Annotated in this window: 25 protein-coding genes; 12 read left to right on the top strand and 13 right to left on the bottom strand. The window is 69.4% G+C overall.

Annotated features, from left to right (window positions below; translation table 11 throughout):
• Both crcB and K4L06_RS17600 read right to left on the bottom strand, forming a co-directional pair.
• Entirely contained in the window at positions 1-387 is a 387-nt protein-coding gene (gene crcB, locus K4L06_RS17605) for a fluoride efflux transporter CrcB (RefSeq protein WP_221672627.1), read from the bottom strand.
• Positions 388-462: 75 nt separating this feature from the next.
• Complete coding sequence (locus tag K4L06_RS17600; RefSeq protein ID WP_221673677.1) at positions 463-1,803, bottom strand: replication-associated recombination protein A; 1,341 nt, start codon at positions 1,801-1,803, stop codon at positions 463-465.
• 294 nt (positions 1,804-2,097) lie between these two features.
• On the opposite strand from K4L06_RS17600, the gene K4L06_RS17595 reads away from it, so the two are divergent.
• Positions 2,098-2,628 carry a glycosyl hydrolase 108 family protein gene (locus K4L06_RS17595; protein ID WP_221672626.1) on the top strand — a complete coding sequence of 177 codons (531 nt, stop codon included), beginning with the start codon at positions 2,098-2,100 and terminating at the stop codon, positions 2,626-2,628.
• 110 nt (positions 2,629-2,738) lie between these two features.
• On the opposite strand, the gene K4L06_RS17590 is transcribed toward K4L06_RS17595, so the two are convergent.
• Entirely contained in the window at positions 2,739-3,731 is a 993-nt protein-coding gene (locus K4L06_RS17590; protein WP_221672625.1) for a hypothetical protein, read from the bottom strand.
• A gap of 514 nt (positions 3,732-4,245) precedes the next feature.
• Between K4L06_RS17590 and K4L06_RS17585 the strand changes: the two genes are divergently transcribed.
• Positions 4,246-4,734: a GNAT family N-acetyltransferase gene (locus K4L06_RS17585; RefSeq protein ID WP_221672624.1), complete on the top strand. Its 489-nt coding sequence runs from the start codon at positions 4,246-4,248 to the stop codon at positions 4,732-4,734.
• Between the two features lie 37 nt (positions 4,735-4,771).
• On the opposite strand, the gene lolA is transcribed toward K4L06_RS17585, so the two are convergent.
• Positions 4,772-5,419 carry an outer membrane lipoprotein chaperone LolA gene (gene lolA, locus K4L06_RS17580; protein ID WP_343225780.1) on the bottom strand — a complete coding sequence of 216 codons (648 nt, stop codon included), beginning with the start codon at positions 5,417-5,419 and terminating at the stop codon, positions 4,772-4,774.
• 287 nt (positions 5,420-5,706) lie between these two features.
• Here lolA and K4L06_RS17575 point away from each other — a divergent pair, with 287 nt between their 5' ends.
• Entirely contained in the window at positions 5,707-5,931 is a 225-nt protein-coding gene (locus K4L06_RS17575) for a DUF6289 family protein (RefSeq protein ID WP_221672622.1), read from the top strand.
• A gap of 173 nt (positions 5,932-6,104) precedes the next feature.
• On the opposite strand, the gene K4L06_RS17570 is transcribed toward K4L06_RS17575, so the two are convergent.
• Positions 6,105-8,468, bottom strand: coding sequence for a DNA translocase FtsK 4TM domain-containing protein (locus K4L06_RS17570; RefSeq protein ID WP_343225779.1), 2,364 nt, complete (start codon positions 8,466-8,468; stop codon positions 6,105-6,107).
• 340 nt (positions 8,469-8,808) lie between these two features.
• Positions 8,809-9,879 carry an alanine dehydrogenase gene (locus K4L06_RS17565; RefSeq protein WP_221672620.1) on the bottom strand — a complete coding sequence of 357 codons (1,071 nt, stop codon included), beginning with the start codon at positions 9,877-9,879 and terminating at the stop codon, positions 8,809-8,811.
• Positions 9,880-10,279: 400 nt separating this feature from the next.
• Between K4L06_RS17565 and trxB the strand changes: the two genes are divergently transcribed.
• From trxB to infA, 4 genes are all read left to right on the top strand, one after another.
• Positions 10,280-11,233 (top strand): thioredoxin-disulfide reductase, encoded by a 954-nt coding sequence (gene trxB / locus K4L06_RS17560; protein ID WP_221672619.1) that lies wholly within the window; start codon positions 10,280-10,282, stop codon positions 11,231-11,233.
• Positions 11,234-11,322: 89 nt separating this feature from the next.
• Positions 11,323-12,504 carry a GNAT family N-acetyltransferase gene (locus K4L06_RS17555; RefSeq protein ID WP_221672618.1) on the top strand — a complete coding sequence of 394 codons (1,182 nt, stop codon included), beginning with the start codon at positions 11,323-11,325 and terminating at the stop codon, positions 12,502-12,504.
• Complete coding sequence (gene aat, locus K4L06_RS17550) at positions 12,501-13,265, top strand: leucyl/phenylalanyl-tRNA--protein transferase (protein WP_221672617.1); 765 nt, start codon at positions 12,501-12,503, stop codon at positions 13,263-13,265. Before K4L06_RS17555 ends, aat begins: the two co-directional genes overlap by 4 nt.
• Positions 13,266-13,413: 148 nt before the next feature.
• Positions 13,414-13,632, top strand: coding sequence for a translation initiation factor IF-1 (gene infA / locus K4L06_RS17545; protein WP_031372296.1), 219 nt, complete (start codon positions 13,414-13,416; stop codon positions 13,630-13,632).
• A 500-nt stretch (positions 13,633-14,132) separates the two neighbouring features.
• On the opposite strand, the gene K4L06_RS17540 is transcribed toward infA, so the two are convergent.
• Entirely contained in the window at positions 14,133-14,480 is a 348-nt protein-coding gene (locus K4L06_RS17540) for a hypothetical protein (RefSeq protein WP_221672616.1), read from the bottom strand.
• Positions 14,481-14,586: 106 nt separating this feature from the next.
• Here K4L06_RS17540 and K4L06_RS17535 point away from each other — a divergent pair, with 106 nt between their 5' ends.
• Positions 14,587-14,943 (top strand): hypothetical protein, encoded by a 357-nt coding sequence (locus K4L06_RS17535; protein ID WP_221672615.1) that lies wholly within the window; start codon positions 14,587-14,589, stop codon positions 14,941-14,943.
• Positions 14,944-15,095: 152 nt separating this feature from the next.
• On the opposite strand, the gene K4L06_RS17530 is transcribed toward K4L06_RS17535, so the two are convergent.
• From K4L06_RS17530 to clpS, 5 genes are all read right to left on the bottom strand, one after another.
• Entirely contained in the window at positions 15,096-15,302 is a 207-nt protein-coding gene (locus tag K4L06_RS17530; RefSeq protein ID WP_221672614.1) for a hypothetical protein, read from the bottom strand.
• A gap of 39 nt (positions 15,303-15,341) precedes the next feature.
• Positions 15,342-15,539, bottom strand: a complete 198-nt coding sequence (locus K4L06_RS17525) for a hypothetical protein (protein ID WP_221672613.1) — start codon at positions 15,537-15,539, stop codon at positions 15,342-15,344.
• 105 nt (positions 15,540-15,644) lie between these two features.
• Complete coding sequence (locus K4L06_RS17520; protein ID WP_221672612.1) at positions 15,645-15,839, bottom strand: hypothetical protein; 195 nt, start codon at positions 15,837-15,839, stop codon at positions 15,645-15,647.
• A gap of 309 nt (positions 15,840-16,148) precedes the next feature.
• Positions 16,149-18,431: an ATP-dependent Clp protease ATP-binding subunit ClpA gene (gene clpA / locus K4L06_RS17515; protein ID WP_221672611.1), complete on the bottom strand. Its 2,283-nt coding sequence runs from the start codon at positions 18,429-18,431 to the stop codon at positions 16,149-16,151.
• A gap of 91 nt (positions 18,432-18,522) precedes the next feature.
• A complete protein-coding gene (gene clpS / locus K4L06_RS17510) occupies positions 18,523-18,843 on the bottom strand; it encodes an ATP-dependent Clp protease adapter ClpS (protein WP_221672610.1) in 321 nt (106 codons plus the stop codon).
• 149 nt (positions 18,844-18,992) lie between these two features.
• On the opposite strand from clpS, the gene K4L06_RS17505 reads away from it, so the two are divergent.
• Genes K4L06_RS17505 through hflD form a run of 4 tightly spaced genes read left to right on the top strand, consistent with a single transcriptional unit; the run spans position 18,993 to position 21,766 of the window.
• A complete protein-coding gene (locus K4L06_RS17505; RefSeq protein ID WP_255595199.1) occupies positions 18,993-19,508 on the top strand; it encodes a YbjN domain-containing protein in 516 nt (171 codons plus the stop codon).
• Between the two features lies 1 nt (position 19,509).
• Positions 19,510-20,016: an NUDIX hydrolase gene (locus K4L06_RS17500; protein WP_221672609.1), complete on the top strand. Its 507-nt coding sequence runs from the start codon at positions 19,510-19,512 to the stop codon at positions 20,014-20,016.
• Positions 20,017-20,021: 5 nt separating this feature from the next.
• Positions 20,022-21,158: a tRNA 2-thiouridine(34) synthase MnmA gene (gene mnmA / locus K4L06_RS17495; protein ID WP_221672608.1), complete on the top strand. Its 1,137-nt coding sequence runs from the start codon at positions 20,022-20,024 to the stop codon at positions 21,156-21,158.
• Entirely contained in the window at positions 21,158-21,766 is a 609-nt protein-coding gene (gene hflD, locus K4L06_RS17490; RefSeq protein WP_221672607.1) for a high frequency lysogenization protein HflD, read from the top strand. Before mnmA ends, hflD begins: the two co-directional genes overlap by 1 nt.
• 818 nt (positions 21,767-22,584) lie before the next feature.
• Here hflD and K4L06_RS22660 read toward each other — a convergent pair.
• Positions 22,585-22,719: a hypothetical protein gene (locus tag K4L06_RS22660; protein ID WP_255595198.1), complete on the bottom strand. Its 135-nt coding sequence runs from the start codon at positions 22,717-22,719 to the stop codon at positions 22,585-22,587.
• Between the last annotated feature and the right edge of the window lie 213 nt (positions 22,720-22,932).

Raw genomic sequence — 22,932 nt, 5'->3', positions numbered from 1 at the left:
TCAGCCCAGCCGCGCCCAGGCCCGCACGCTGGCCAGGCCGGCGGCGGTCATCGCCAGCGAACCGAGCAGGTGCAGCGCCGCCGTGCCCAGGGCCCAGCCGAACTGCTGGCGCTCGAGCTGCTGCACGACTTCGCCGGAAAAGGTCGAGAAGGTGGTCAGGCCGCCGAGCAGGCCGGTGATCGCGAACAGCCGCCATTCCGGCGCCAGCGCCGGGGTCTGGGCGAACCAGGCCAGGGCCAGGCCGATGCCGTAGCCGCCGACCAGATTGGCCGCCAGGGTGCCCAGCGGCAGCTGCGCGTGCAGCGGATTGAGCCACAGGCTCAGGCCCCAGCGCGCCCAGGCGCCGAGCGCCGCGCCCAGGCCGATGGCGATGAAAGAACCCCACATGGATCGCCGCCTCCCGGTCGGCCGTGCCGACCTCTACGCGGCCCGGCCGCAGCTGCAAGACGCGCAGGATAGACCCTAGCCGGCCCCGTCCGCGCTGCCCTCGCCCGAGCCCGCCTCGCCCGAGCCTGCCTCGCCGAGATCCGGCGGCGCCTCGCCGCGCGCCTGCGCGCGCAGGCGGCGCAGCCGTTCGAGTTTCTCGCCCAGCTTGATCTCCAGCCCGCGCGCCACCGGCCGGTAATAGACCTGTTCGCCCATCGCATCCGGGAAGCCGGTCTGGTCCAGGGCGATGCCGCCCTCGGCGTCGTGGTCGTACTGGTAGCCCTGCGCGTAGCCCAGTTGCTTCATCAGCTTGGTCGGCGCGTTGCGCAGGTGCAGCGGCACGTCCTGGGTGCCGTGCTCGGCGACGTCGCGCTTGGCCTGGTTGTAGGCGGCGTAGCCGGCGTTGGATTTGGCGGTGCTGGCCAGATAGATCACCACCTGGGCCAAGACCAGGTCGCCTTCCGGGCTGCCCAGGCGGTCGTAGGTGTCCCAGGCGTCGACCGCCATCTGCAGCGCGCGCGGATCGGCGAGGCCGATGTCTTCGACCGCCATCCGGGTCAGGCGCCGGGCCAGGTAATGCGGGTCGCAGCCGCCGTCGATCATGCGCGCGAACCAGTACAGGGCGGCGTCGGGGTTGGAGCTGCGCACCGATTTGTGCAGCGCCGAGATCTGGTCGTAGAACTGCTCGCCGCCCTTGTCGAAGCGACGGGTGCGGTCGGCCAGCACCTGGGCCAGGGTCGCGGCGGTGATCGCGCCGCCCTCGTCCTGGGCCAGCTCGGCGGCGATCTCGAGCAGGGTCAGGGCGCGGCGCACGTCGCCGTCGGCGGCGGTGGCGATCTGCAGCAGCAATTCGTCCTCGACCCGGACCGGCTGCGCGCCGAGGCCGCGCTCGGCGTCGTCCAGGGCCCGGCGCAGGGCCGCGCGCACGTCTTCCGGCGACACCGCCTCCATCACGTGCACCCGGCAGCGCGACAGCAACGCCGAGTTGAGTTCGAACGAAGGGTTTTCGGTGGTCGCGCCGACGAAGATGATCGTGCCGCGTTCGATGTGCGGCAGGAACGCGTCCTGCTGGGTCTTGTTGAAGCGATGCACCTCGTCGACGAACAGCACCGTGCGCCGGCCTTCGGCGAAACGATGCGCGGCTTCGGCCAGCACCTGGCGCACTTCGGGCAAGCCCGACAGCACCGCCGAGATGGCGCGGAACTCGGCGTCGGCGTAACGCGCCAACAGCAGGGCCAGGGTGGTCTTGCCGCAGCCCGGCGGGCCCCACAGGATCATCGAATGGACCCGCCCGGACTCGACCGCGCGGCGCAGCGCCGAGCCCGGCGCCAGCAGGCGGCGCTGGCCGACCATCTCGTCCAGGCTGCGCGGGCGCATGCGCTCGGCCAGCGGGCGCAGGCCGTCGCGGTCGACGCTGAGCAGGTCGCGTTGGTCCTCGGAGGAAGCGGGGTTGCGGCGGGCCACGGGCCAGGACGGATCCGGTGTCGTATCGGCCGACACGATAGCAAGTTAGCGCCGCCGCCGGATCGGCATCGCGCGCAAGGCGTTGATCCGGCTCGATTTCGCAAATCCCCGTCGGGAGCTGCAGCCGCCCTCGCCCTGGCCGCGGTCACAAGCCCACGGTTGCTGCGTTGTCACCGGTATCCGCCCGCGGCGCAACCGGCAGCCTCCATGGCCTACTTCCAGACCTACCTCCCGCAGCTGCTGCGTTTCGAAGGCGGCTATGTCGACAATCCCTACGACCCGGGCGGCGCCACCAACATGGGCATCACCCTGAGCACGTTCGAGGCGCATTCCCAGACCCTGCTCGGCATCGCCCCGACCCTGAACGACCTGCGCGCACTCACTCAGGCGCAGGCCGGCACGCTCTACAAGACCCTGTACTGGGATCCGCTGCATGGCGACGCGATCGCGCTGCAGTACCTGGCCGACATCGTGTTCGACTTCTACGTCAACGCCGGCTTCCACGCGATCGTCCTGCTGCAGCAATTGCTCGGCCCGCCGCTGTGCGTCGACGGCCGCTTCGGTCCGGAAACCCTGGCGGCCCTGCTCAAGGCCGACCAGCCCCAGCTGTATGCGCGTTATCGCGCGGGGCGGATCGCCTACTACTGCCAACTGGCCCAGGCCCATCCGCTGTTGCAGCGCTTCCTGGCCGGTTGGCTGGCGCGGGCGCACTGGTTCCCGGCGCAGGCGCCGGGTTGAGCCCCAGCGCGCTCGGCGCACGCGCAGCGTCGAACGACGGGCGATGCGGGCCGAAGCCCACATCGCCGCGCCCGTTCCGCCGCGCACTCCGGCTTAGCCGAACCGCGCGATCACCACTGTCCCCACGACGAGGCCGGGATATGTTGCTCGGCGTAGGCGATCACCGCCGCGACGCTGGTCAGGTGCCCCACCGCGACCAGCCGGCGCGCGGTGTGCCACTGGGTGTCGACGATCTGGGTCCCGAAGTCGTCGTCGCCCAGCGTCGTCATCAACCCCAGTTCGGACGGCGCGCCCTGGCGGCGGCTGGCGGTGAGCAGCGTCGGTTCGTGCGAATAGAACGCCATGCAGGTGCCCTGGCTGGGCTGCTCGACCATGTCGGGGCGATCGCACAGCGCGATGGCATGGCCGCTGCGGTGGTGGTTGACGTTCCAGGGCCATTGCTTGAGATCGTGGCTGGAATCGACGTTCAAGCGCTGGAAATGCACGCCGTCGACGCTGTAGTAGGCGTAACGCAGGAAATCGGCGTCGACGTAAGCGACCGGCAGTTCGGACAACGCCTTGAACAGATGGTCCGCGTCCGGGTGATCCTTGCGGATCGACATGTCCACGATCATCGCTTCGCGCGGCATGGCGATGCCGTCGCCGAGGGTGACGCCAAAGGCCATGTCGTAGGGCGCCGGATTCGGCTTGCCGCCACTGCAGGAGCCGGACAGGCCCGGCTCATCGTAGAGCAAGGGGTCGATGCCGAGCAGGATGCCGCGGCTGGCCGGCGTGCCGAGCTGGGCGCCGTTCCAGTCCGGGATCACGCCGGTCAGCAGCGAGGGCCGGCCGGTGCAATCGCCGCCCTGGGTCGGGTTGTACTCGTTGCCCTTGTAGCTGCGAGTGGTCATCTGGAAGCCGGCGCCGACGTTGTCGTTCGGCACCGCCTGGCGGCCGGCGATCCACAAGCTGGTGATCATCGGCGAATGGCCGATGAGCGGCGGGACTTTTTCGTTGAGCCGGACGCGGATGACGCCGTTGTCCTTCTCGTAGAACTGAGCCGCGGCGACGGCCGGCAGCAGCAAGACGATCGACAGCGAAAGACATTCGATGAGGCGCTTCATGCGGTGGTGCTCCTGGCTGGGCGCTGGCGTGGGGAGCGCGCGCATGCGGCCAGCGTCGCGCCTGCGCCGGCTTCGCCGCGGCGAAGCGCGGCGATCATGTCACGCCGCCCGGGTCGGCCCGCATCGCGCGGGCGAGCGCGGCCGCGCTGCGCCGCCCGCAGTGCGCTGGAAGTCCGCAAACCGGGCGACGGACGACCCGCTGCATTGCGACGCCGCTCGCAAACCCCGTCCCGCAGCCCAGCGCGAACCGATCTTGGTCACGCTTCGCGACATCGGTGCGCCGCGGTCCTCGGCGACGCCGGCACCCGCCTCCGCTTGCGGCGGGACGGTGCTTCGATGCGCTGGCTTCGACGAGCCGGCTTCGATGCGTGGGCTTCGCCGCGCGCGTTGCCGGTCCGCGGCGCGGCGCCGACAATGCGCGCTGTCCGTCGCCCGATCCTCTCGGCACGCCCCTCTCGGCCCGCCGCTCTCAGCGCGATCCTCTCTACCCGATCCTTTCGCCAGCTTCTCGCCGATGTCCGCCGCACCGATCTCCACTGCGCCGCAGATCCGCCCCGCCCGCGCCGACGACCGCGCCGCGGTGCTGGCCCTGCTGGCGGAAACTTTCGCCGACACCTGGCGCCCGCAACTCACCGCCGAAGCGATCGCCGACTACCGGCGCGAGCGCGTGGCCGAACGCTATGTCGACGCGCAACTGCTGCAGTTGTTGGTCGCCGAACTCGACGGCGCCGTGGTCGGCTTCGCCGGCCGCAGCGACGCTTTCGTCGATTCGCTGCACGTCGGCGCGCAGGCCCGCCGCCGCGGCGTGGCGCGGGCGCTGATGCGGGCCTTGGAAACGGCGATGCGCGGCGAAGGCCTGACCGAGGCGAGCCTGGAGACCGACACCTTCAACCGCGCCAGCCAGGCCCTGTACCTGGCCCTGGGCTACCGCGAGAGCGCGCGCTATCCGGACACGGAATGGAACAGCGGGCTGACCACGATCCGCTACGAGAAAGCGCTATAAGGCGCGCGCCGCGGCAGTCGTGCCGCGCGGCGAAGGCTCAGCCTTCGCCGATCACGTCCACGCCCTTGGCCGGCGCGTACTTGAAGGTGCCGGCCGGGAAGCTGGGGTTGCGCTTCCAGCCACTGAAGCTGATCTCGGTCTTCTGCCCCAGCGCGTCGACGATTTCCATCTTCGCCAGACTGCCGCCGCTGAAGCCGAGCTTGGCGCTGCGGAAGCTGGCTTCCTGCTGCTTGGGCTGCAACGACAGCCAGTTCAGGCCGTCGGCGTTGCCGGCCTCCTTGACCACGAACATGGCATCGAGCTTGCTCGGGTCGATCAGCGCGGCCAGCGGGCTGTTCTGCTCTTCCACGCCTTGCGGACGCACCGTGGCCTGCTGCAGGTCCGGTTCGTACACCCAGACCTTCTTGCCGTCGGCGACGATCAGCTGCGGATAGGGCTTGGCGTACTCCCAGCGGAACAGCCGCGGCGCCGACAGCGCGACCTGGCCGGTGGAGCTTTCCTTGAGCTTGCCGTTGGGGTCGTAGACCTTCTGCGCGAACTGCCCGTCCAGGCCCTTGAGCCCGCGGGTGAAGACGCCCAGGTCCTCGCGCCCGCCGGCCACCGCCGCGCCGGCGAACATCGCGGTGGACAGCAGCAGCGTGGACAGCGTGGCCGCGACGGCGTTGCGGCGAAGGAAGGCAGGCACGGGTGTACTCCTGGAAACGATATGGCGGCAGTGTGCGTGGCGATGTCTGAACGGGCTCGTGACAAGCAAACCGCGGTTCAGAACACATTTTGCCATGCCCGCTAGCCGGTACAGTCTGTGACAGTCGTAACGTTCGCGCCGACCGGCCGAGTCTCCCCCGGGTTCCGCGACGGGCAGCCGCATCGCCCGCCCCGGTTCGTGCGCGTCGCGAACCTTGCGCCTTGCCGGCACGAAGCCGGTATCCGCCCCCCGTCCGTCGGGGCCAACCAACATCACAAGGAGTTTCCATGAGCAAGAAAGCCCTGTTGGCCGCCGCCCTCGTCATCGCCGGCACCCTCGTCGCCGGCACCAGCGCCGCCAATGCGCCGCCGCTGGGTTCGGAGCAGTTCGAGGAGTACTACAACACCAGCGGCCAGTTGGTCGGCTACGTCCATTGGAGCTGCGACGGCCGTCGCACGACCTGGGGCACCCTCAGCGGCGAGCTGGAAGTCACCCGCCGCCGCTGTCAGTAATCGTTCGATCTAAACCGCCTAGGCCCAACCCGCTTGGGCCCCTGCGCCTGCCGTCTTCGGACGGCAGGCGCCTTGCTTTGCGGCCGTCGAGCGATCGGGGCCGAACCGTCGGACCGAATCGCCTGGGATCGCGCGGCGCGGCGGCCGAAGCGCCGCCCTCGCCCGCTGCGCGCTTACTTCGGCGGCGGCGGCGCCAGCACGCTGCGGTCGCCGTTGTGCTCCGGCGGCGACACCACCCCGGCCGCTTCCATCGCCTCGATCAGGCGCGCGGCGCGGTTGTAGCCGATCTTGAGCCGGCGCTGCACGCCGGAAATCGAGGCGCGGCGGGTCTCGGTGACGATCCGCACCGCCTCGTCGTACAGCGGGTCGGACTCGTCGCCGCCGCCGCTGTTGGTTTCCGGCAGGCCGGTGGCGCCGACCACGGTGCCGTCGCCCATGGTCTGGACCTCGTCCAGCACGCCCTCGATGTAGTCCGGGCCGCCGCCGATCTGCTTGAGGTGCTCGACCACCCGATGCACTTCCTCGTCGGAGACGAAGGCGCCGTGCACGCGCTCGGGCATGGCCGTGCCCGGCGGCAGGTAGAGCATGTCGCCGTGGCCGAGCAGGGTCTCGGCGCCGGACTGGTCGAGGATGGTGCGCGAGTCGATCTTGCTCGACACCTGGAAGGCGATGCGGGTCGGGATGTTGGCCTTGATCAGGCCGGTGATGACGTCGACCGAGGGCCGCTGGGTAGCCAGGATCAGATGGATGCCGGCCGCGCGCGCCTTCTGCGCCAGGCGCGCGATCAGCTCTTCGACCTTCTTGCCGACGATCATCATCATGTCGGCGAATTCGTCGATGAAGATGACGATGAACGGCAGCGTCTCCAACGGCCGCGGCGCCTCGCCGAGCTCGGCGTTGGGCTTGAATAGCGGGTCCATCAGCGGCTGGCCGGCGTCCTGCGCGTCCTTTACCTTCTTGTTGAAGCCGGCCAGATTGCGCACGCCGACCGCCGACATCAGCTTGTAGCGGCGCTCCATTTCGGCCACGCACCAGCGCAGGCCGTTGGCGGCTTCCTTCATGTCGGTGACGACCGGCGCCAGCAGGTGCGGGATGCCCTCGTAGACCGAGAGCTCGAGCATCTTCGGGTCGATCATCAGCATCCGCAGGTCCTTCGCGGAGGCCTTGTACAGCAGGCTCAGCACCATCGCGTTGACCGCGACCGACTTGCCCGAACCGGTGGTGCCGGCGACCAGCAGATGCGGCATGCGCGCCAGGTCGGCCACCGTCGGCCGGCCGGCGATGTCCTTGCCCAGGGCCAGGGTCAGCACGCTGCCGGACTTGTCGTATTCCTTCGAGCGCAGCAGCTCGGACAGGAAGATCATCTCGCGGCTGGTGTTCGGCGTCTCCAGGCCGATCACCGACTTGCCCGGGATCACGTCGACCACGCGCACCGACTTCACCGACAGGCCGCGGGCGATGTCCTTGTCCAGCGAGGAGATCTGGCTGACCTTGACCCCCGGCGCCGGCTGCACTTCGAAACGGGTGATCACCGGGCCCGGGTAGGCGCCGACCACCTGGGCGTCGATGCGGAAGTCCTTGAGCTTGAACTCGATCTGCCGCGACAGGGTTTCCAGGGTCTCTTCGCTGTAGCCCTTGGGCTGCGGCTTGGGATCGTCGAGCAGGGCCAGCGGCGGCACACCGCTGCCGTCGCTGGTGTGGAACAGCGGAATCTGGGTTTCGCGCTTGGCGCGCTCGCTCTTTTCCACCACCGGCGCCGGCGGCGGCTCGATCTTGACCTTCTCGCGCTTGGCGCGCAGCTCGGTATCGACCTTGCGCGCCTCTTCGCGCTCCTCGCGCATGACCTGGGTCTGGCGCCACTCGGTCGCCTGCTGGCTGCCGCGGCGGAACAGCTTGCTCAGGCTCGGGCCGGCGGCCATCACCCACTGGCCGATCTTGTCCATCACCGCGAACCAGGAGATGCCGGTGGCCAGGGTCACCGAAATCAGCAACAGGGCGAGCAGGAACAGGTTGCCGCCGACCGGCCCGAAGCCGGAGTACAGCGAACGTCCGACCAACTGGCCGAGGATGCCGCCGCTGCCGGCGGAGAAGTCTTCGGCCGGGCCGAAGCGCAGCTGCAGCAGGCCGGTGGCCGAAACCAGGAAACCGACGATGCCGATCAGGCGCAGCGCCGGACCGAGGTCGGCCTCGCCGTCGCCGTCGCTGTCCATGCCGAACAGGGCGATCCAGGCGATCGCGCCGAGCATCAGCGGCAACAGGAAGGCGACATAGCCGCACAGGTACAACAGCACGTCGGCGATCCAGGCGCCGACCCGGCCGCCGAGGTTGTGCAGCGGCGCGGTGATCGAACCCGAATGCGACCAGCCCGGATCCTGCGGCGAGAACGTCAGCAGGCTGGCCAGCAGATACAGCAGCAAAGGCGCGATCAGGATCAGCGCGATATCGCGCATCAGGCGCTGCCGCTTCGGCGACGGCGCGCTCTTGACCTCTTCGGTTGGCTTGGCCTTCTTGCGAGCGGCTGTGGGTGCGGACGCCACCGTGATGTGCTGCCTTAGGTTGCTATCGTTAGTCTTTGAATATACAGGAAAGAGCTGGAAACGAGTGAACACGGGCCGGGAGCGAGGGGCAGCGACCTCGACCGCCCCGGCCCCGCCTCCGAACGGTATCACCTGCAACAGGCTACCGGGAGCGGATCCGATGAGCTGAGACGCCCCCGCCGCCCCTCCCAAACCCAATCCCTAGTCCCCAACCCCGCCCACCAACGACAAAGGGGCGGCCACGTGACGGAGCCCCGCTCCGCCCGCACCGCCCCTGCGCCAGAAACCGGAACCGGCCCGACCGAGCCGATTCCCGATTCTCCATTCCCCATTCCCGGCTTTAAAGCGCCATGCCCTGCAGCGCCGGATGGATCAGCTTGCCGCCCTCGACGTTGATGCCGCGCACCAGGGCCGGGTTGTTGCGCCATTCGTTGCCGGCGGCCAGCTTGTTGACCCACGGCAGGATCGCCGCGCAGATCGCCTGCGAGGAGGTCTGCGGCACGGCGCCGGGCATGTTGGTCACGCAGAAGTGGGTCACGCCCTCTTCGACGTAGGTCGGTTCCTTCCAGGTGGTCGGACGCGAGGTCTCGAAGCAGCCGCCTTGGTCGATCGAGATGTCGACCACCACGCTGCCGTCTTCCATGCCCTTGAGCATCTCGCGGGTCAGCACGTGCGGGGCGCGGGCGCCGGTGACCAGCACCGCGCCGATCACCAGGTCGGCCGAGGCCACTTCGCGCGCGACCACGTCGACGTAGGGGTACAGCGCGGTGACGTTGTTGCCCAGGCGCATCATCTGGTCCATGCGGTCCTGGCGCATTTCGAACACGGTGACGTTGGAGCCGCCGGCCGCGGCCAGCGCCGCCGACGCGCCGCCGGCCTGGCCGGCGCCGAACACCACCACCTTGCCGCGCTCGGTCGACGGCAGGCCGCCGAGCAGCTTGCCCTTGCCGCTCATCGGCTGGTGCAGCAGGTGGGTGCCGACCTGCACGCCGATCTTGCCGGCGATGATCGACATCGGCGCCAGCAGCGGCAGATCGCCGTTGGGCAGTTCGACGGTCTCGAAGGCGACGCCGGTCAGGCCGATGTCCAGCAGCTGCTTGGTCAGCACCGGCTCGGCGGCCAGGTGCAGGTAGCAGAACAGCAGGTGGTCCTTGCGCAGGTGCTGCAGGTCGCCGGCGATCGGCTCCTTGACCTTGACGATCATCTCGCCCTTTTCGTACAGCGCGGCGGCGTCCGGCGCGATCTTCACGCCCAGGCGCGTGTAGTCCTCGTCCTTGAAGCCGCTTTTGATGCCCGCGTCCTTTTCCAGCCAGACCTCGTGGCCACGCTTGACCAGGTCGCCCGCGGCGGCGGGAACGAGCGCGACGCGCCCTTCGAGAGTCTTGGTTTCCTTCGGTACGCCGATACGCATTGCAGTCTCCAGTGCGGCCCAGAAAAAACGCCGCATGCGCGGCGCCCCAAGCCCTGTTGTAGTTAGTTCGAGCGGTGTGTGGTGGGTGGTGCGCTAAACAACGGTCTTGCGGATCGCGGTGGCCGATCGTGAAGGCGAGTCAGGGGGCGGCCCGGCCGTCCGGTGCGTCGATGCTGCGTCCGTGCGGCGTCTGGATACACCGGTTGCGGGCGGCGCGTTATCCGGCATCGGGCGATTCGCGCGGGCCGCAACGATGCGTCCGCGCGGTACGCCTTGTTTTGCCGTGACCGCGCCTCCAAGCTATGCCCTGCCCCGGAATCTTCAACACGCCGGCGTATGGCCGGAGTAACGAAGTTTCTTTTTGCGCAGAGCGCGCTCCCAACTGCCCGCGATTATATACATGACCCCTTCGAAGCACTCCCGCGTCGTCATCCTCGGTTCCGGCCCGGCCGGCTGGACCGCCGCCGTGTACGCCGCTCGCGCGAACCTGAAGCCGCTGGTGATCACGGGCCTGCAGATGGGCGGCCAACTGATGACCACCACCGAGGTCGACAACTGGCCCGGCGACGCGCACGGCCTGATGGGCCCGGACCTGATGGCGCGCATGCAGGCGCATGCCGAACGCTTCGACACCGAGGTCGTGTTCGACCACATCCACACCGCCGACCTGTCCAAGCGCCCGTTCCGGCTCAAGGGCGACAACGGCGACTACACCGCCGACGCGCTGATTCTGGCCACCGGCGCCACCGCCAAGTACCTCGGCCTGCCCTCGGAAGAGGAATACAAGGGCCGCGGCGTGTCGGCCTGCGCGACCTGCGACGGCTTCTTCTACAAGGACCAGGACGTGGCGGTGATCGGCGGCGGCAACACCGCGGTCGAAGAAGCGCTGTATCTGTCCAACATCGCCCGCAAGGTCTATCTGGTCCACCGCCGCGACACCCTGCGCGCGGAGAAGATCATGCAGGACAAACTGCAGGCCAAGATCCAGGCCGGCAAGATCGAGCCGGTGTGGCACCACACCGTCGACGAAGTGCTCGGCAACGACGCCGGCGTGACCGGAGTGCGGGTCAAGTCGGTGCAGGACGGTTCGACCCGCGAACTGGCCATCCACGGCCTGTTCGTCGCCATCGGCCACACCCCGAACACCTCGCTGTTCGACGGCCAGCTGGACATGAAGAACGGCTATCTGGTGATCCAGACCGGCCTGGACGGCAACTCCACCCAGACCTCGGTCGAGGGCGTGTTCGCCGCCGGCGACGTCGCCGACCAGGTCTACCGCCAGGCGATCACCTCGGCCGGCTTCGGCTGCATGGCCGCGCTGGACGCCGAGAAGTTCCTCGACAAGGACGCCTGAGCGATGGGCGGGACCGACGGCGGCGACGCAGCCGCTCCCGCCCGCCCTTCCGGTCCGCCCGCGCGCGGACCCGTCGCGGCGGCGGCGCCATGAACGCCGCCGGCGCCACCACCGCGCGCCTGCTCGACTCGCTGGCGACGATCGCGCCGGCGCAGTGGGATGCGCTGCACGACGGCCGCAATCCCTTCCTCGCCCATGCCTTCCTGCACGGGCTCGAGCGGCACGGCTGCCTGCGCCCGGACTGGGGCTGGACCCCGCACCATCTGACCTTGTGGCGCGACGAGGAACTGGTCGCGGCGGTGCCGGCCTATCTGAAGCAGAATTCGCACGGCGAATTCGTGTTCGACCACGCCTGGGCCCAGGCCTACGCCCAGCACGGGCTGGACTACTTCCCCAAGTGGCTGGCGGCGGTGCCGTACTCGCCGGTCACCGGACCGCGCCTGCTGGCCCGCGACGAGGCCGACCGGCGCCTGCTGCCGGCCGCGCTGGCGCAGTTGTGCGAGCGCCAGGGCCTGTCCTCGGTGCACGTCAACTTCCATCGCGACGACGAGGACGCCAGCTTCGCCGGCGACGGCGACTGGCTGCAGCGCATCGACGTGCAGTACCACTGGCACAACCCGGCCGACGCGCAGGGCCGGCGCTGGCGCGACTTCGACGGCTTCCTCGCCGCGTTCGACCACAAGCACCGCAAGAACATCCGCCAGGAACGGGCCAAGGTCGCCCGCGCCGGGGTGACCTACCGGGTGGTCGACGGCCACAGCGCCAGCGACGACGACCTGGCGACGATGCACCGCTTCTACCGCAACACCTTCGCCGAGTACGGCAACCACCCGGCGCTGACCCTGGAGTTCCTGCGCCACCTGGCGCGCGAGCTGCCGCAGGCGCTGGTGATCTTCCTCGCCCAGCGCGACGGCGCCGCGATCGCCGGCGCGCTGTGCCTGCGCGGCGGCGACACCTTGTACGGACGCTACTGGGGCGCCGAGCTGAACCTGCCCGGCCTGCATTTCGAGACCTGCTACTACCAGGGCATCGACTATTGCCTGCGCGAGGGGCTGCACCGGTTCGAGCCCGGCGCCCAGGGCGAGCACAAGATCGCCCGCGGCTTCCTGCCGACCGAGGTGCGCAGCCGCCACTGGCTGGCCCACCCGGGCTTCGGCCGAGCCCTGCGCGAGTGGTGCCGCGACGAAGCCGCCTCGGTGCGCCGCTATGCCGCGACCCTGGCCGCGCATTCGCCGTTCAAGCAGGTCGACGGCGCGGAGCCGACGCGGTGAAGCGCCTGCCGGCCCTGCTCTCGCCCGACCCGCTGGCGCCGTTTCCGCCGGCCGAACGCGCCCTGGACGAGCCCGACGGCCTGCTCGCGGTCGGCGGCGACCTGAGCCCGCAGCGGCTGCTCAACGCCTACCGCCACGGCATCTTCCCCTGGCCCTCGGACGGCTATCCGCTGCTGTGGTGGTGCCCGGACCCGCGCACCGTGTTCCGCACCGACGGCGTGCGCCTGGGCGGCAAGTTCCGCCGCGGCCTGCGCCGCTGCGACTGGACGGTGCGCGCCGACACCGCCTTCGCCGAGGTGATCGCGGCCTGCGCGCGGTCGCCGCGGCGCGGCCAGGACGGGACCTGGATCACCGCCGAGATGGAGGCCGCCTACCTGCGCCTGCACCGGCTGGGCCACGCCCATTCGGTCGAGGTCTACGCCGGCGAGACCCTGGTCGGCGGCATCTACGGGGTCGCGATCGGGCGCATGTTCTTCGGCGAGAGCATGTTCAGCGCGCGCAGCGGCGGCTCCAAGGTCGCGTTGGCTGCGCTGGCCCGGCGCCTGCACGAATGGGGCTGGCCGCTGCTCGACGGCCAGGTCGAGAACCCGCACCTGCTCGGCCTGGGCGCCGAATCCATGCCGCGGACGCAGTTCCTGCAACGAGTCGCGCAGTTGTGCGCGATCGACGAAACGCCCGGCTCCTGGAGCGATCGCTTCGGCGAATGGCCGGCGGCGCGGCTGGCCGGCGCGGCGTCCGCGGCGCCGGACGCCGAGGCCTGATCGGGCGGTCGCCGCCGACCGGGCCGGTCGCGTCCGGCGCTGCGATTAACGGATTTTTGCTCTCGCGGCTCCGGCATGGCAGAATGCGCGGCTTCGCGGGCGCTTGGCGCCCACCCTTCGCGACTGCAGCGATCCTTTCGGGAAACACATGGCAAAAGACGACGTGATCGAATTCGAGGGCACGGTGGCGGAAACCCTTCCGAACACCATGTTCCGCGTGCGTCTCGAAAACGGGCACGAAATCATCGCCCATATCTCGGGTCGCATGCGCAAGAACTACATCCGGATCCTGACCGGCGACAAGGTCAAGGTCGAGATGACGCCTTACGACCTGACCAAGGGTCGCATCACCTACCGCATGAAGTAATTGCGGTAAGTCATTGAAAAAGGCGGCCATGGGCCGCCTTTTTCGTGCCCGCTCGATCAGCGCGTGGCGCAACGGCCGCCGAGCGGCCCTGCCGCCGCGGCCGCGGCTTGCGCCCTCCTCCCGGACCGCTGCGCGCCCCTTGTAGGAGCGGCGTCAGCCGCGACAGGAAGCGGGCAGCGACTGCACAAACTACGCCGCCGACCGAAGCCGCCCTTCCGGGGCAGGAGCGGCACCCCACGGGATGTCCACGGGATGTCCTCCCACCGCGAGTCGCGACCCACCGCAGCGGTGTTAGCAAGCGCAGTCTCCGCAGCCCCGCCCACCGGCCTGCCACACCCCATCCCGCCCTCGTATCGAATGCCGCCTTTGGCGACGGGCGCTTGTGGCCCGCGCGGCGATGGAGTCGCAACCGATGTCGCGCCACCGGGCGGGACCGCCCTGAAGCGACGACGACGCCCCGAACCCGCGGCCAGCCGCGAACGACGCGCAGCCGTTCGAACTCACGCCGCGCATTCGGCGAAACCACACCGCTCGCCCGCCATCGCCGCGCCCCATCGCACACAGCATTCGGCAGCGCTCGAATGCGACGCCGGCAGCGACGCCTCGCTTGCCGCCGCGCCGCGGTAAACATCGCGCCATACATCGCGCGCATGATGCCGCCCGCCACGCCGGCTCGGCGGCGCGAAGCCGGGTTTCGTCGCCCGCTCGCCGCGGTTCGTCGCAGCGGCGAGCGCGTCCGCCGCGAACCGACTAAACAAGTCCGCCAAGCGCTGCAACCGATCGCGCGCTCGCCGCATCAATGGAACCCAGATGCACGCAGCAGGCGAAACGTTTAGGCCGAAGGTCATGCAGTGACGAAGGTCATAACGACTTCCTCCAGATTTCGCCCGCGTCGTGTTCGATCAAACTTCGCCACAAGCTCAATAACGAGCCGGCACAAACGAGGATGCCCCCATGTCGCTGTTCCGCAAGATCGCCCTGACCAGCCTGCTCTGTCTGTCCGCCACCGCGGCCAATGCGGCGCAACAGAAGCTCGATGCCTGCATCGACCTGGGCAGCGAATCGCAGATCGCCCGCGCCGGCGCCCAGTTCGTCGTGGTCAAGAACGCCGACGACTACTACCGGGTGGGCTTCCGCCAGACCTGCGCCGACCTCAGCATCACCAACAAGATGGAGATCTCCAGCGAGCAGCAGGCCAACCGCCTGTGCCCGAGCGGCAGCGTGGTCAAGACCCAGCGCGACACCTGCGCGGTCGGCGCGGTCGACAAGATCGACCAGGAAACCTACGACCGCTACCGCCGCCGTCGCTGATCGGCCGAGCGGTCGATCGCAGCGCATGAAGAAAAGGCGGCCGAAGGGCCGCCTTTTCCGTATCCGGGGTTCGAAGCGCAGCGCACCGGCAAACCGGGATCAACCGCACCCGCTCCGCCGATCCCGAATCGCCAATCCCGAATCCCCGCCCCTCAGAACGGCGGCGCCGGGCAACCGGCCGCGGCCAGACACTGGGTCACCCGGTATTCGCAATAGCCCGGGTCGGAGCCGACTTCGATGCAGCGGTTGTAGCGCTGCCAGCAGGTGTCGCAAGGATCGGCGGCGACCGCGCTCAGGGTCGCGGCGCTGGAGAATACGAAGGCCGCGACGGCGGCCAGAGTCACACGGCGTAGCTTCATGGCGAACTCCCTCTCTATCGTGCGTTGGACGAGGCGGACTTATTCGAGCGGACAGCCGGCCTGGATCAGGCAGCGGCTGAATTCCGATTCGCATTCCAGGGTCGGGTCGAGCATGCACTGCTGGTAGGCGGCGCGGCAGACCTGGCACGGCGAAACCGGGATGCGGGTCGCGGCGACCGCCGAAGTGGCGAACACGAACGCGGCGACGGCGGTCAGCGACAACTTGCGAAACGACATGCGATGGCTCCTTCCTTGTGAGTCTTGCGATGGCGTCGTCCTGCGCACGGCGCGACCGGCAGGCACATCCCTGCGGACGCGCCGGACGCGGACCGACGGTGGCGTTTACTGCAACGGACAGTTATTGCGGCGCAGGCACAGGTCGAGCCTGGCTTCGCAGTTCTCCAGACCGAGCCGTTGGCAGCGGTCGTAGGTCGCATAGCAGGTTTGGCAGGGGTTTTCGGCGGAGAACGCCGTCGCCGCGCTGCAGGCGAACACGAAGGCGGCCAGCGCCGCCCGGGACAGCATGGACACTCTCATAGACCGACTCCCGATCAGAGTGGACGATCCGCCGTGGACCGTCGGTCCGCGTGCTTGCGGACCAGCGGCGACGCTAGCACCGCCGGAGCGGCCGATTTACGGCCTACTGCGCATTTGGACAGGTGCCCGCGCCGAAGCCGCGACCGGCGTCCGGCTGCGACGGGCGCGCGGGCGGCGCGCGGCAGCGGCGGCGAATCCTTGGCGCGCAAACGCTTGCGGCCGCACACGGCGGCCGCAAGGGACGGTTTCAGGGACGGCGGCCGCGCCGCGGCGGGCGCTAACCGCCAAACACGGCAAAGCGGCCCCGGCTCAGACCGAGACCGGCAACAGCCGCTCCGGCTCGGCCTGGGTACGCACGACCAGTTCGTCGTCCTGCACGTCGATGGTGACCCGGCCGCCGTCGACCAGCTTGCCGAACAGCAGTTCGTCGGCGAGCGGCCGCTTGACCTTGTCCTGGATCACCCGCGCCATCGGCCGCGCGCCCATCAGCGGGTCGAAGCCGTGCTGGGCCAGCCAGTCGCGCGCGGTCGGGGTCGCGGTCAAGGTGACGTTCTTCTCGTGCAACTGCGCTTCCAGTTCGATCAGGAACTTGTCGACCACGCGCAGGATGTGTTCGAAGGCCAGCGCCTGGAACTGCACCACCGCATCCAGGCGGTTGCGGAATTCCGGGCTGAAGCTCTTGCGGATGGTCTCCATCGCGTCGGTCGAATGGTCCTGCTTGGTGAAGCCGATCGAGCGCCGCGCCGCCTGGGCCGCGCCGGCGTTGGTGGTCATCACCAGGATCACGTTCTTGAAGTTGGCTTCGCGGCCGTTGGTGTCGGTCAGCGTGCCGCGGTCCATGACCTGCAACAGGATGTTGAAGATGTCCGGATGCGCCTTCTCGACTTCGTCCAGCAGCAGCACGCAGTGCGGGGTCTTGACGATCTTCTCGGTCAGCAGGCCGCCCTGGTCGAAACCGACGTAGCCCGGGGGCGCGCCGATCAGGCGGCTGACCGAATGCGGCTCCATGTATTCGGACATGTCGAAGCGCACCAGCTCGATGCCCAGTTGCAGCGCCAGCTGCTTGGTGACCTCGGTCTTGCCGACGCCGGTCGGGCCGGCGAACAGGAAGTTGCCGATCGGCTTGTCCGGATTGCCCAGGCCCGAACGCGCCAGCTTGATCGCCGAGGCCAGGGTCTCGATCGCCGGATCCTGGCCGAAGATCACCATCTTGAGGTTGCGCTCGAGGTTCTTGAGCACGTCCTTGTCGCTGGCCGAGACCTGCTTGGTCGGGATGCGCGCCATCTTGGCCACGATCATCTCGATCTCCTCGATGTCGATCAGCTGCTTGCGCACGCCTTCCGGCAGCAGCCGCTGGCGCGCGCCGGCCTCGTCGATGACGTCGATGGCCTTGTCCGGCAGCAGGCGGTCGCCGATGTGCTTGACCGACAGGTCGACCGCGGCCTGCAGCGCCTCGTCGGCGTAGGTCACGCCGTGGTGCGACTCGTACTTGGGCTTGAGCCCCTGCAGGATCTGGTAGGTCTCGCCGACGGTCGGCTCGACGATGTCGATCTTCTGGAAGCGCCGCGCCAGGGCTCGGTCCTTCTCGAAGATGCCGCGGTATTCCTGGAAGGTGGTCGAACCGATGCAGCGCAGCTCGCCGGAGGACAGCGCCGGCTTGATCAGGTTGCTGGCGTCCATGGTCCCGCCGCTGGCCGAGCCGGCGCCGATGATGGTGTGGATCTCGTCGACGAACAGGATCGCCTCGGGTTGGCGCTTGAGCTGGGCCAGCACCGCCTTGAGCCGCTTCTCGAAGTCGCCCCGGTACTTGGTGCCGGCGACCAGCGCGCCCAGGTCGAGGGCGAAGATGGTGGCGTTGCGCAGCACCTCCGGCACCTCGCCGTCGACGATGCGCTTGGCCAGGCCTTCGGCGATCGCGGTCTTGCCCACGCCGGCCTCGCCGACGTAGAGCGGGTTGTTCTTGCGCCGGCGGCACAGCACCTGGATGGTGCGCTCGACCTCGTCGGCGCGGCCGACCAGCGGGTCGATCTTGCCTTCGCGGGCGAGCTGGTTGAGGTTGCTGGCGAACTCGGCCAGGGCGTCGGACTTGCCCTCGCCCTCGCCGCCTTCGGCCGGCTTGGACTCGCTTTCCTCGTGGTGGCCCGGGCCGTCCTCGGCGCTGTGCTTGACGATGCCGTGGGACAGGTAATTGACCACGTCGAGCCGGGCCACGTCCTGCTGGTTGAGGAAGTAGACCGCGTGCGAGTCCTTCTCGCCGAAGATTGCGACCAGCACGTTGGCGCCGGTGACTTCCTTCTTGCCCGAGGACTGGACGTGGTAGACCGCGCGCTGCAGCACGCGCTGGAAGCCCAGGGTCGGCTGGGTGTCGCGGTCGACGTCGTCCGGCAACACCTGGACCGAGGTCGCGATGGCCTGCTCCAGGTCGGTGCGCAGGCGGGCGAAGTCGGCGCCGGTGGCCTTGAGCACGGCCTCGGCGGAGGGGTTGTCGAGCAGTGCGAGCAGCAGGTGTTCGACCGTCATGTACTCGTGGCGCGCCTCGCGGGCGCGCTTGTAGCACTGGCCGATGCTGTATTCGAGATCCTTGCTGAACATGGGGCGAAGCCTCCAGAACGTATGCACGCTACGTGGGGGCGCTCGCCGGCTTTTCCATGCCCCGCCCCAACGGGACCCTTACAGCCCCCTTTTAGGCCTTTTCCATCGTGCACAGCAAGGGGTGCTGATGCATCCTTGAAAATTCGTTCACTTGTGCAACCTTGGACTCCGCCACTTCGCGCGTGAAGACGCCGCAAACGCCCCGCCCGCGGGTATGGACGTGGAGCATGATCTGGGTGGCTTTTTCGACGTTCATGGGGAAGAACCGCATCAGGACTTCGACCACGAAGTCCATCGGGGTGTAGTCGTCGTTGAGCAGCATGACGGAGTACAGCGGCGGCCGGGCCAGCTCGGGTTTTCCCGGCTCCACCAGAACGCCATGACTATGTTCGTGTTCGGTCTGTTTGGCCATCGTCCGATTATAGACCCCTGTCGCGTCCGGACCATGCGCCCGCGCCGCGTCATGGACGCATCCGCGGCCGCATTGCAAAATGCCGATATGCCGCCATCTCGGGCGGCAGGCCGGTCGCTGAGCGCCGGCGCCGCGACTCAAGGATCCTCATGCCCCGCACCGGCCGACTGTTCTGCGCCCTGACCCTGTCCCTGCTGCCGGCCCTGGCGTTGGCCGCGCCGGCGGCCGAACCGGCGCAGACCGCCCAGCCGGCGGCCCAGGCCGATGCGCGGATCCGCGAGCAGCTCGACCAGTTGGGCTACAAGTACCAGGTCGACGAGGACGGCGACTATGTGCTGACCTTCGGCCTGGACGGCGACCGCAGCCAGATGGCCTACGTGCTGTCGCGCACCGAGCGCTACGGCAAGCTGCAGGTGCGCGAGGTCTGGTCGCCGGCCTACCGCACCTCGGCCAAGCAGTTCCCGGCCGACGTCGCCAACCGCCTGCTCGAGGACAGCCAGCTCAGCAAGATGGGCGGCTGGGTCAAGCAGGACTCGGTGGCGGTGTTCGTGGTCAAGCTCGACGCGGCCGCCAGCCGCGAGGACCTCGACGACGCGATCGATTACGTGGTCCGCGCCGCCGACGAGATGGAAGCCGAACTCTCCCCCGGCCAGGACGAATTCTGACGTGAGCTACCGCCAAGGCCGCTTCTGGCAACCCGACGTCACCGTCGCCACGGTCGTGGTCGACGGCGGCCGCCTGCTGATGGTCGAGGAATCGGTCGGCGGCCGGCTGGTGCTGAACCAACCGGCGGGCCACCTGGAGCCCGACGAAAGCCTGATCGAGGCGGCGCTGCGCGAAACCCTGGAGGAAACCGGCTGGGACGTGCGCCTGACCGCCTTCGTCGGCGCCTACCAGTGGAAAGCACCGTTGCAGGCCGACGGCAGCGGCGGCCGCCATTACCTGCGCTTCGCCTTCGCCGCCGAACCGGTCCGCCACCACCCCGACCGCGCCCTCGACGAGGGCATCGTGCAGGCGCTGTGGATGAGTCCGGCCGAGCTGCAGGCGCGTGCGGACCAGCACCGCAGCCCCTTGGTCTGGCGGGTCGCGGCCGACTTCCTCGGCGGGCGCCGGCACTCGCTGGACCTGCTGCAGCACCTGGCCGTGCCCGGCGTGGGCGACGCAGCGGTCTGATCGTCATGGGCGGGTCGGTGCGCACCATCGTAGGCATGTCGGGCGGGGTCGATTCCTCGGTCGCGGCGCTGCGCCTGCGCGACGCCGGCGAGCCGGTGGCCGGGTTGTTCATGCAGAACTGGGCCGACGACGGCAGCGGCGACTGCCGCGCCGAAGACGACCGCCGCGATGCGGTCGCGGTGTCCGGCCGGCTCGGCCTGCCGATCCATTTCCGCGATTTCTCCGGCGAGTACTGGGCCGGAGTGTTCGAGCACTTCCTGGCCGAATATGCGGCCGGGCGCACGCCCAATCCGGACGTGTTGTGCAACCGCGAGATCAAGTTCAAGCATTTCCTCGACGCCGCGCGCGAGCTGGGGGCGGAGTTCATCGCCACCGGCCACTACGCCCGGGTCGAGCGCGACGGCGACCGCTACCGCCTGCTGCGGGCAGTCGACCGCAGCAAGGACCAGAGCTATTTCCTGCACCAGCTCGGCCAGGCCCAGCTGGCCGCGACCCGCTTCCCGCTCGGCGACCTGCTCAAGCGCGACGTGCGCGAGATGGCCCGCGCCGCCGGCCTGCCGACCGCGGCCAAGAAGGACTCGACCGGGATCTGCTTCATCGGCGAGCGCGACTTCCGCGAGTTCCTGTCGCGTTACCTGCCGGCGCGCGAGGGCGAGATCCGCAGCCCGGACGGGCGCACGGTCGGTCGCCATCCGGGGGTGTTCTATTTCACCCTCGGCCAGCGCGAGGGCCTGAACATCGGCGGCGTGCGCGGCTTCGAGCCGGCGCCGTGGTACGTGGTCGGCAAGGACGTCGCCGGCAACGTGCTCTATGTCGACCAGGGCAGCGACAGCCCCTGGCTGCGCTCGCAGACCCTGTGGTCGGAGACCGCGCACTGGATCGACGGCGCGCCGCCGGCGCGGCGTTTCGCCTGCACTGCGCAGACCCGCTACCGCCAGCCCGACCAGGCCTGCGAGGTCGAAGTGCTCGACGATGGCCGCCTGCGGGTGCGCTTCGCCGAACCGCAGCGCGCGGTGACCCCGGGCCAGTCGCTGGTGCTCTACGACGGCGAGACCTGCCTCGGCGGCGCGGTGATCGCCGCCACCGACGCCCCGGCCTGCGGCCCGACCTCCCCTCATTCGAACCAGGATCCGACCCCGTAATGGCCGATCTTTCCGAACGCGTCCTCGCCCTCGCCGGCCTCGCCCAGGCCCTGGCCCAGGTACGGCGCATCGCCGACACCGGCCAGGCCAACGCCGCGGTGCTGTCGACCGCGCTGGATTCGGTGTTCCGCATCGACGCGTCCTCGCCGGCGGCGGTGTTCGGCGGCGCGGCCAATCTGCGCCCCGGGCTGATGCTGCTGCAGGACTACTTCGTCAACCGCCCCGCCGACGAGCACCTGCCGCGGCTGGCGCTGGCGGTGCTGCAACTGGAACGCCGCTTCGCCCGCGACCGCGCCGTCGCCGACAAGGTGCTGCGCGGGATCCACGCCCAGGCCGGCGAAGCCTATCGCTTGGGCAGCAGCCACCCCGAGGTGATCGCCGCGCTCGGCGCCCTGTACGCCGAGACCCTGAGCCACCTGCGCCCGCGCGTGCTGGTGCAAGGCAACCCGCACTACCTCGGCCAGACCGGCGTGGTCGCCGAAGTGCGCGCCACCCTGCTCGCCGCAGTGCGTTCGGCGGTGCTGTGGCGCCAGCTCGGCGGCAGCTACTGGGACTTCCTGCTGCGCCGCCGCGCCATGCTCGAGGCGATCGAGGCGCGGCTGGATTGAGCGGCGGCGGGCCGATCCGGACTGGCCGCGCCTGACCGATTCCGGTCTGCGGGCTCTACGCTCGCTTGCACCGCTGCGGTTGTCGCGGCTGACGCCGCTCCTACAGGAGCTGGGTCGTCGCTATCGATGAGGCCGGCATCGGCCTTCGTCGCGGCGCAGTCGCGGCTTGCGCCGCTCCTACCCTGTTATGACGCCGCTCGTCGGAGTCGGCTCCCCCTTGTAGGAGCGGCGTGAGCCGCGACAACCGCAGCGGTGGTCGCAAGCGATGTCGCCGAAGACCGGCCAATCGGCTCCACTCCGACAAAAAAACCGTGCCGCTCCGGTCTGCGGAGCGAACGCTTGCGTTCGTCGCTGCGGCGGTCGCGGCTTACGCCGCTCCTACAGGGGGCGGGGTTGTCGCTATCGCGGCCTTCGCTGTGGCGCGGTCGCGGCTTGTGACCGGAGGAAATCCCCGTGGGACGCCGTTCCTACCCTGTTACGACGTCGCTCATCCGCGCCGGCGCCCCTTCTTGTAGGAGCGGCGCAAGCCGCGCCCACCGCAGCGGTGGGCGCAAGCGATGTCGCCGAAGCCCGGCCTATCGGTTCCGCTCGGACAAAAAACCCGTGCCGCTCCGACAAAAACCGCGCCGCTCCGGTCTGCGGAGCGAATGCTTGCGTTCGTCGCTTAGGCGGTCGCGGCTTACGCCGCTCCTACAGGGGGCTGGATCGTCGCTATCGATGAGGCCCGGCGCCGGCCTTCGCTGCAGCGCGGTCGCGGCTTGTGACCGGAGGAAATCCCTGTGGGACGCCGTTCCTACTCCTTGCGACGGCCGAGGCGCTCAGCCTGCGAACGGGGCGCCGGCGCCGCCATGACCCCAGGCCCAGATCACGGCCGCGATCAGGGCCAGGGCCAGGGTCCAGCGCATGGCTTGTTCGACTCGGTCGGAGCGCGCCGGTTTGTGCGTCGTTTTCATGTCCTTGTCCTTTCGCGGCCGGCAAGTCGCGGTCGCGGCGATCCCTTCATTGACAGTCACGCGCTGCGCAACGGCGGACGGCCACAGCCGCGACATCTCTTCGCACCCTTGGCTCGATGACGGCGGTGCTGCCGTAACGGCGACGCTGCCGCGCCTCACCGAGTCTCCCCGCAGAGTCCCGAAGCCGCCGATGACACAACGGAGGCGAGCGTC

Origin of the sequence: Lysobacter sp. BMK333-48F3, from assembly GCF_019733395.1 — a bacterium.
In the GTDB taxonomy this organism is placed as follows: domain Bacteria; phylum Pseudomonadota; class Gammaproteobacteria; order Xanthomonadales; family Xanthomonadaceae; genus Lysobacter.
This window is presented reverse-complemented; position numbering and strand designations above follow the sequence as displayed.

Coding starts and splice junctions, on each gene's coding strand:
- crcB (WP_221672627.1), bottom strand. CDS start 387: ATGTGGGGTTCTTTCATCGCCATCGGCCTGGGCGCGGCGCTCGGCGCC.
- K4L06_RS17600 (WP_221673677.1), bottom strand. CDS start 1,803: ATGCGCCCGCGCAGCCTGGACGAGATGGTCGGCCAGCGCCGCCTGCTG.
- K4L06_RS17595 (WP_221672626.1), top strand. CDS start 2,098: ATGGCCTACTTCCAGACCTACCTCCCGCAGCTGCTGCGTTTCGAAGGC.
- K4L06_RS17590 (WP_221672625.1), bottom strand. CDS start 3,731: ATGAAGCGCCTCATCGAATGTCTTTCGCTGTCGATCGTCTTGCTGCTG.
- K4L06_RS17585 (WP_221672624.1), top strand. CDS start 4,246: ATGTCCGCCGCACCGATCTCCACTGCGCCGCAGATCCGCCCCGCCCGC.
- K4L06_RS17575 (WP_221672622.1), top strand. CDS start 5,707: ATGAGCAAGAAAGCCCTGTTGGCCGCCGCCCTCGTCATCGCCGGCACC.
- K4L06_RS17565 (WP_221672620.1), bottom strand. CDS start 9,879: ATGCGTATCGGCGTACCGAAGGAAACCAAGACTCTCGAAGGGCGCGTC.
- trxB (WP_221672619.1), top strand. CDS start 10,280: ATGACCCCTTCGAAGCACTCCCGCGTCGTCATCCTCGGTTCCGGCCCG.
- K4L06_RS17555 (WP_221672618.1), top strand. CDS start 11,323: ATGAACGCCGCCGGCGCCACCACCGCGCGCCTGCTCGACTCGCTGGCG.
- infA (WP_031372296.1), top strand. CDS start 13,414: ATGGCAAAAGACGACGTGATCGAATTCGAGGGCACGGTGGCGGAAACC.
- K4L06_RS17540 (WP_221672616.1), bottom strand. CDS start 14,480: ATGACCTTCGGCCTAAACGTTTCGCCTGCTGCGTGCATCTGGGTTCCA.
- K4L06_RS17535 (WP_221672615.1), top strand. CDS start 14,587: ATGTCGCTGTTCCGCAAGATCGCCCTGACCAGCCTGCTCTGTCTGTCC.
- K4L06_RS17530 (WP_221672614.1), bottom strand. CDS start 15,302: ATGAAGCTACGCCGTGTGACTCTGGCCGCCGTCGCGGCCTTCGTATTC.
- K4L06_RS17525 (WP_221672613.1), bottom strand. CDS start 15,539: ATGTCGTTTCGCAAGTTGTCGCTGACCGCCGTCGCCGCGTTCGTGTTC.
- K4L06_RS17520 (WP_221672612.1), bottom strand. CDS start 15,839: ATGAGAGTGTCCATGCTGTCCCGGGCGGCGCTGGCCGCCTTCGTGTTC.
- clpA (WP_221672611.1), bottom strand. CDS start 18,431: ATGTTCAGCAAGGATCTCGAATACAGCATCGGCCAGTGCTACAAGCGC.
- clpS (WP_221672610.1), bottom strand. CDS start 18,843: ATGGCCAAACAGACCGAACACGAACATAGTCATGGCGTTCTGGTGGAG.
- K4L06_RS17505 (WP_255595199.1), top strand. CDS start 18,993: ATGCCCCGCACCGGCCGACTGTTCTGCGCCCTGACCCTGTCCCTGCTG.
- mnmA (WP_221672608.1), top strand. CDS start 20,022: ATGGGCGGGTCGGTGCGCACCATCGTAGGCATGTCGGGCGGGGTCGAT.
- hflD (WP_221672607.1), top strand. CDS start 21,158: ATGGCCGATCTTTCCGAACGCGTCCTCGCCCTCGCCGGCCTCGCCCAG.
- K4L06_RS22660 (WP_255595198.1), bottom strand. CDS start 22,719: ATGAAAACGACGCACAAACCGGCGCGCTCCGACCGAGTCGAACAAGCC.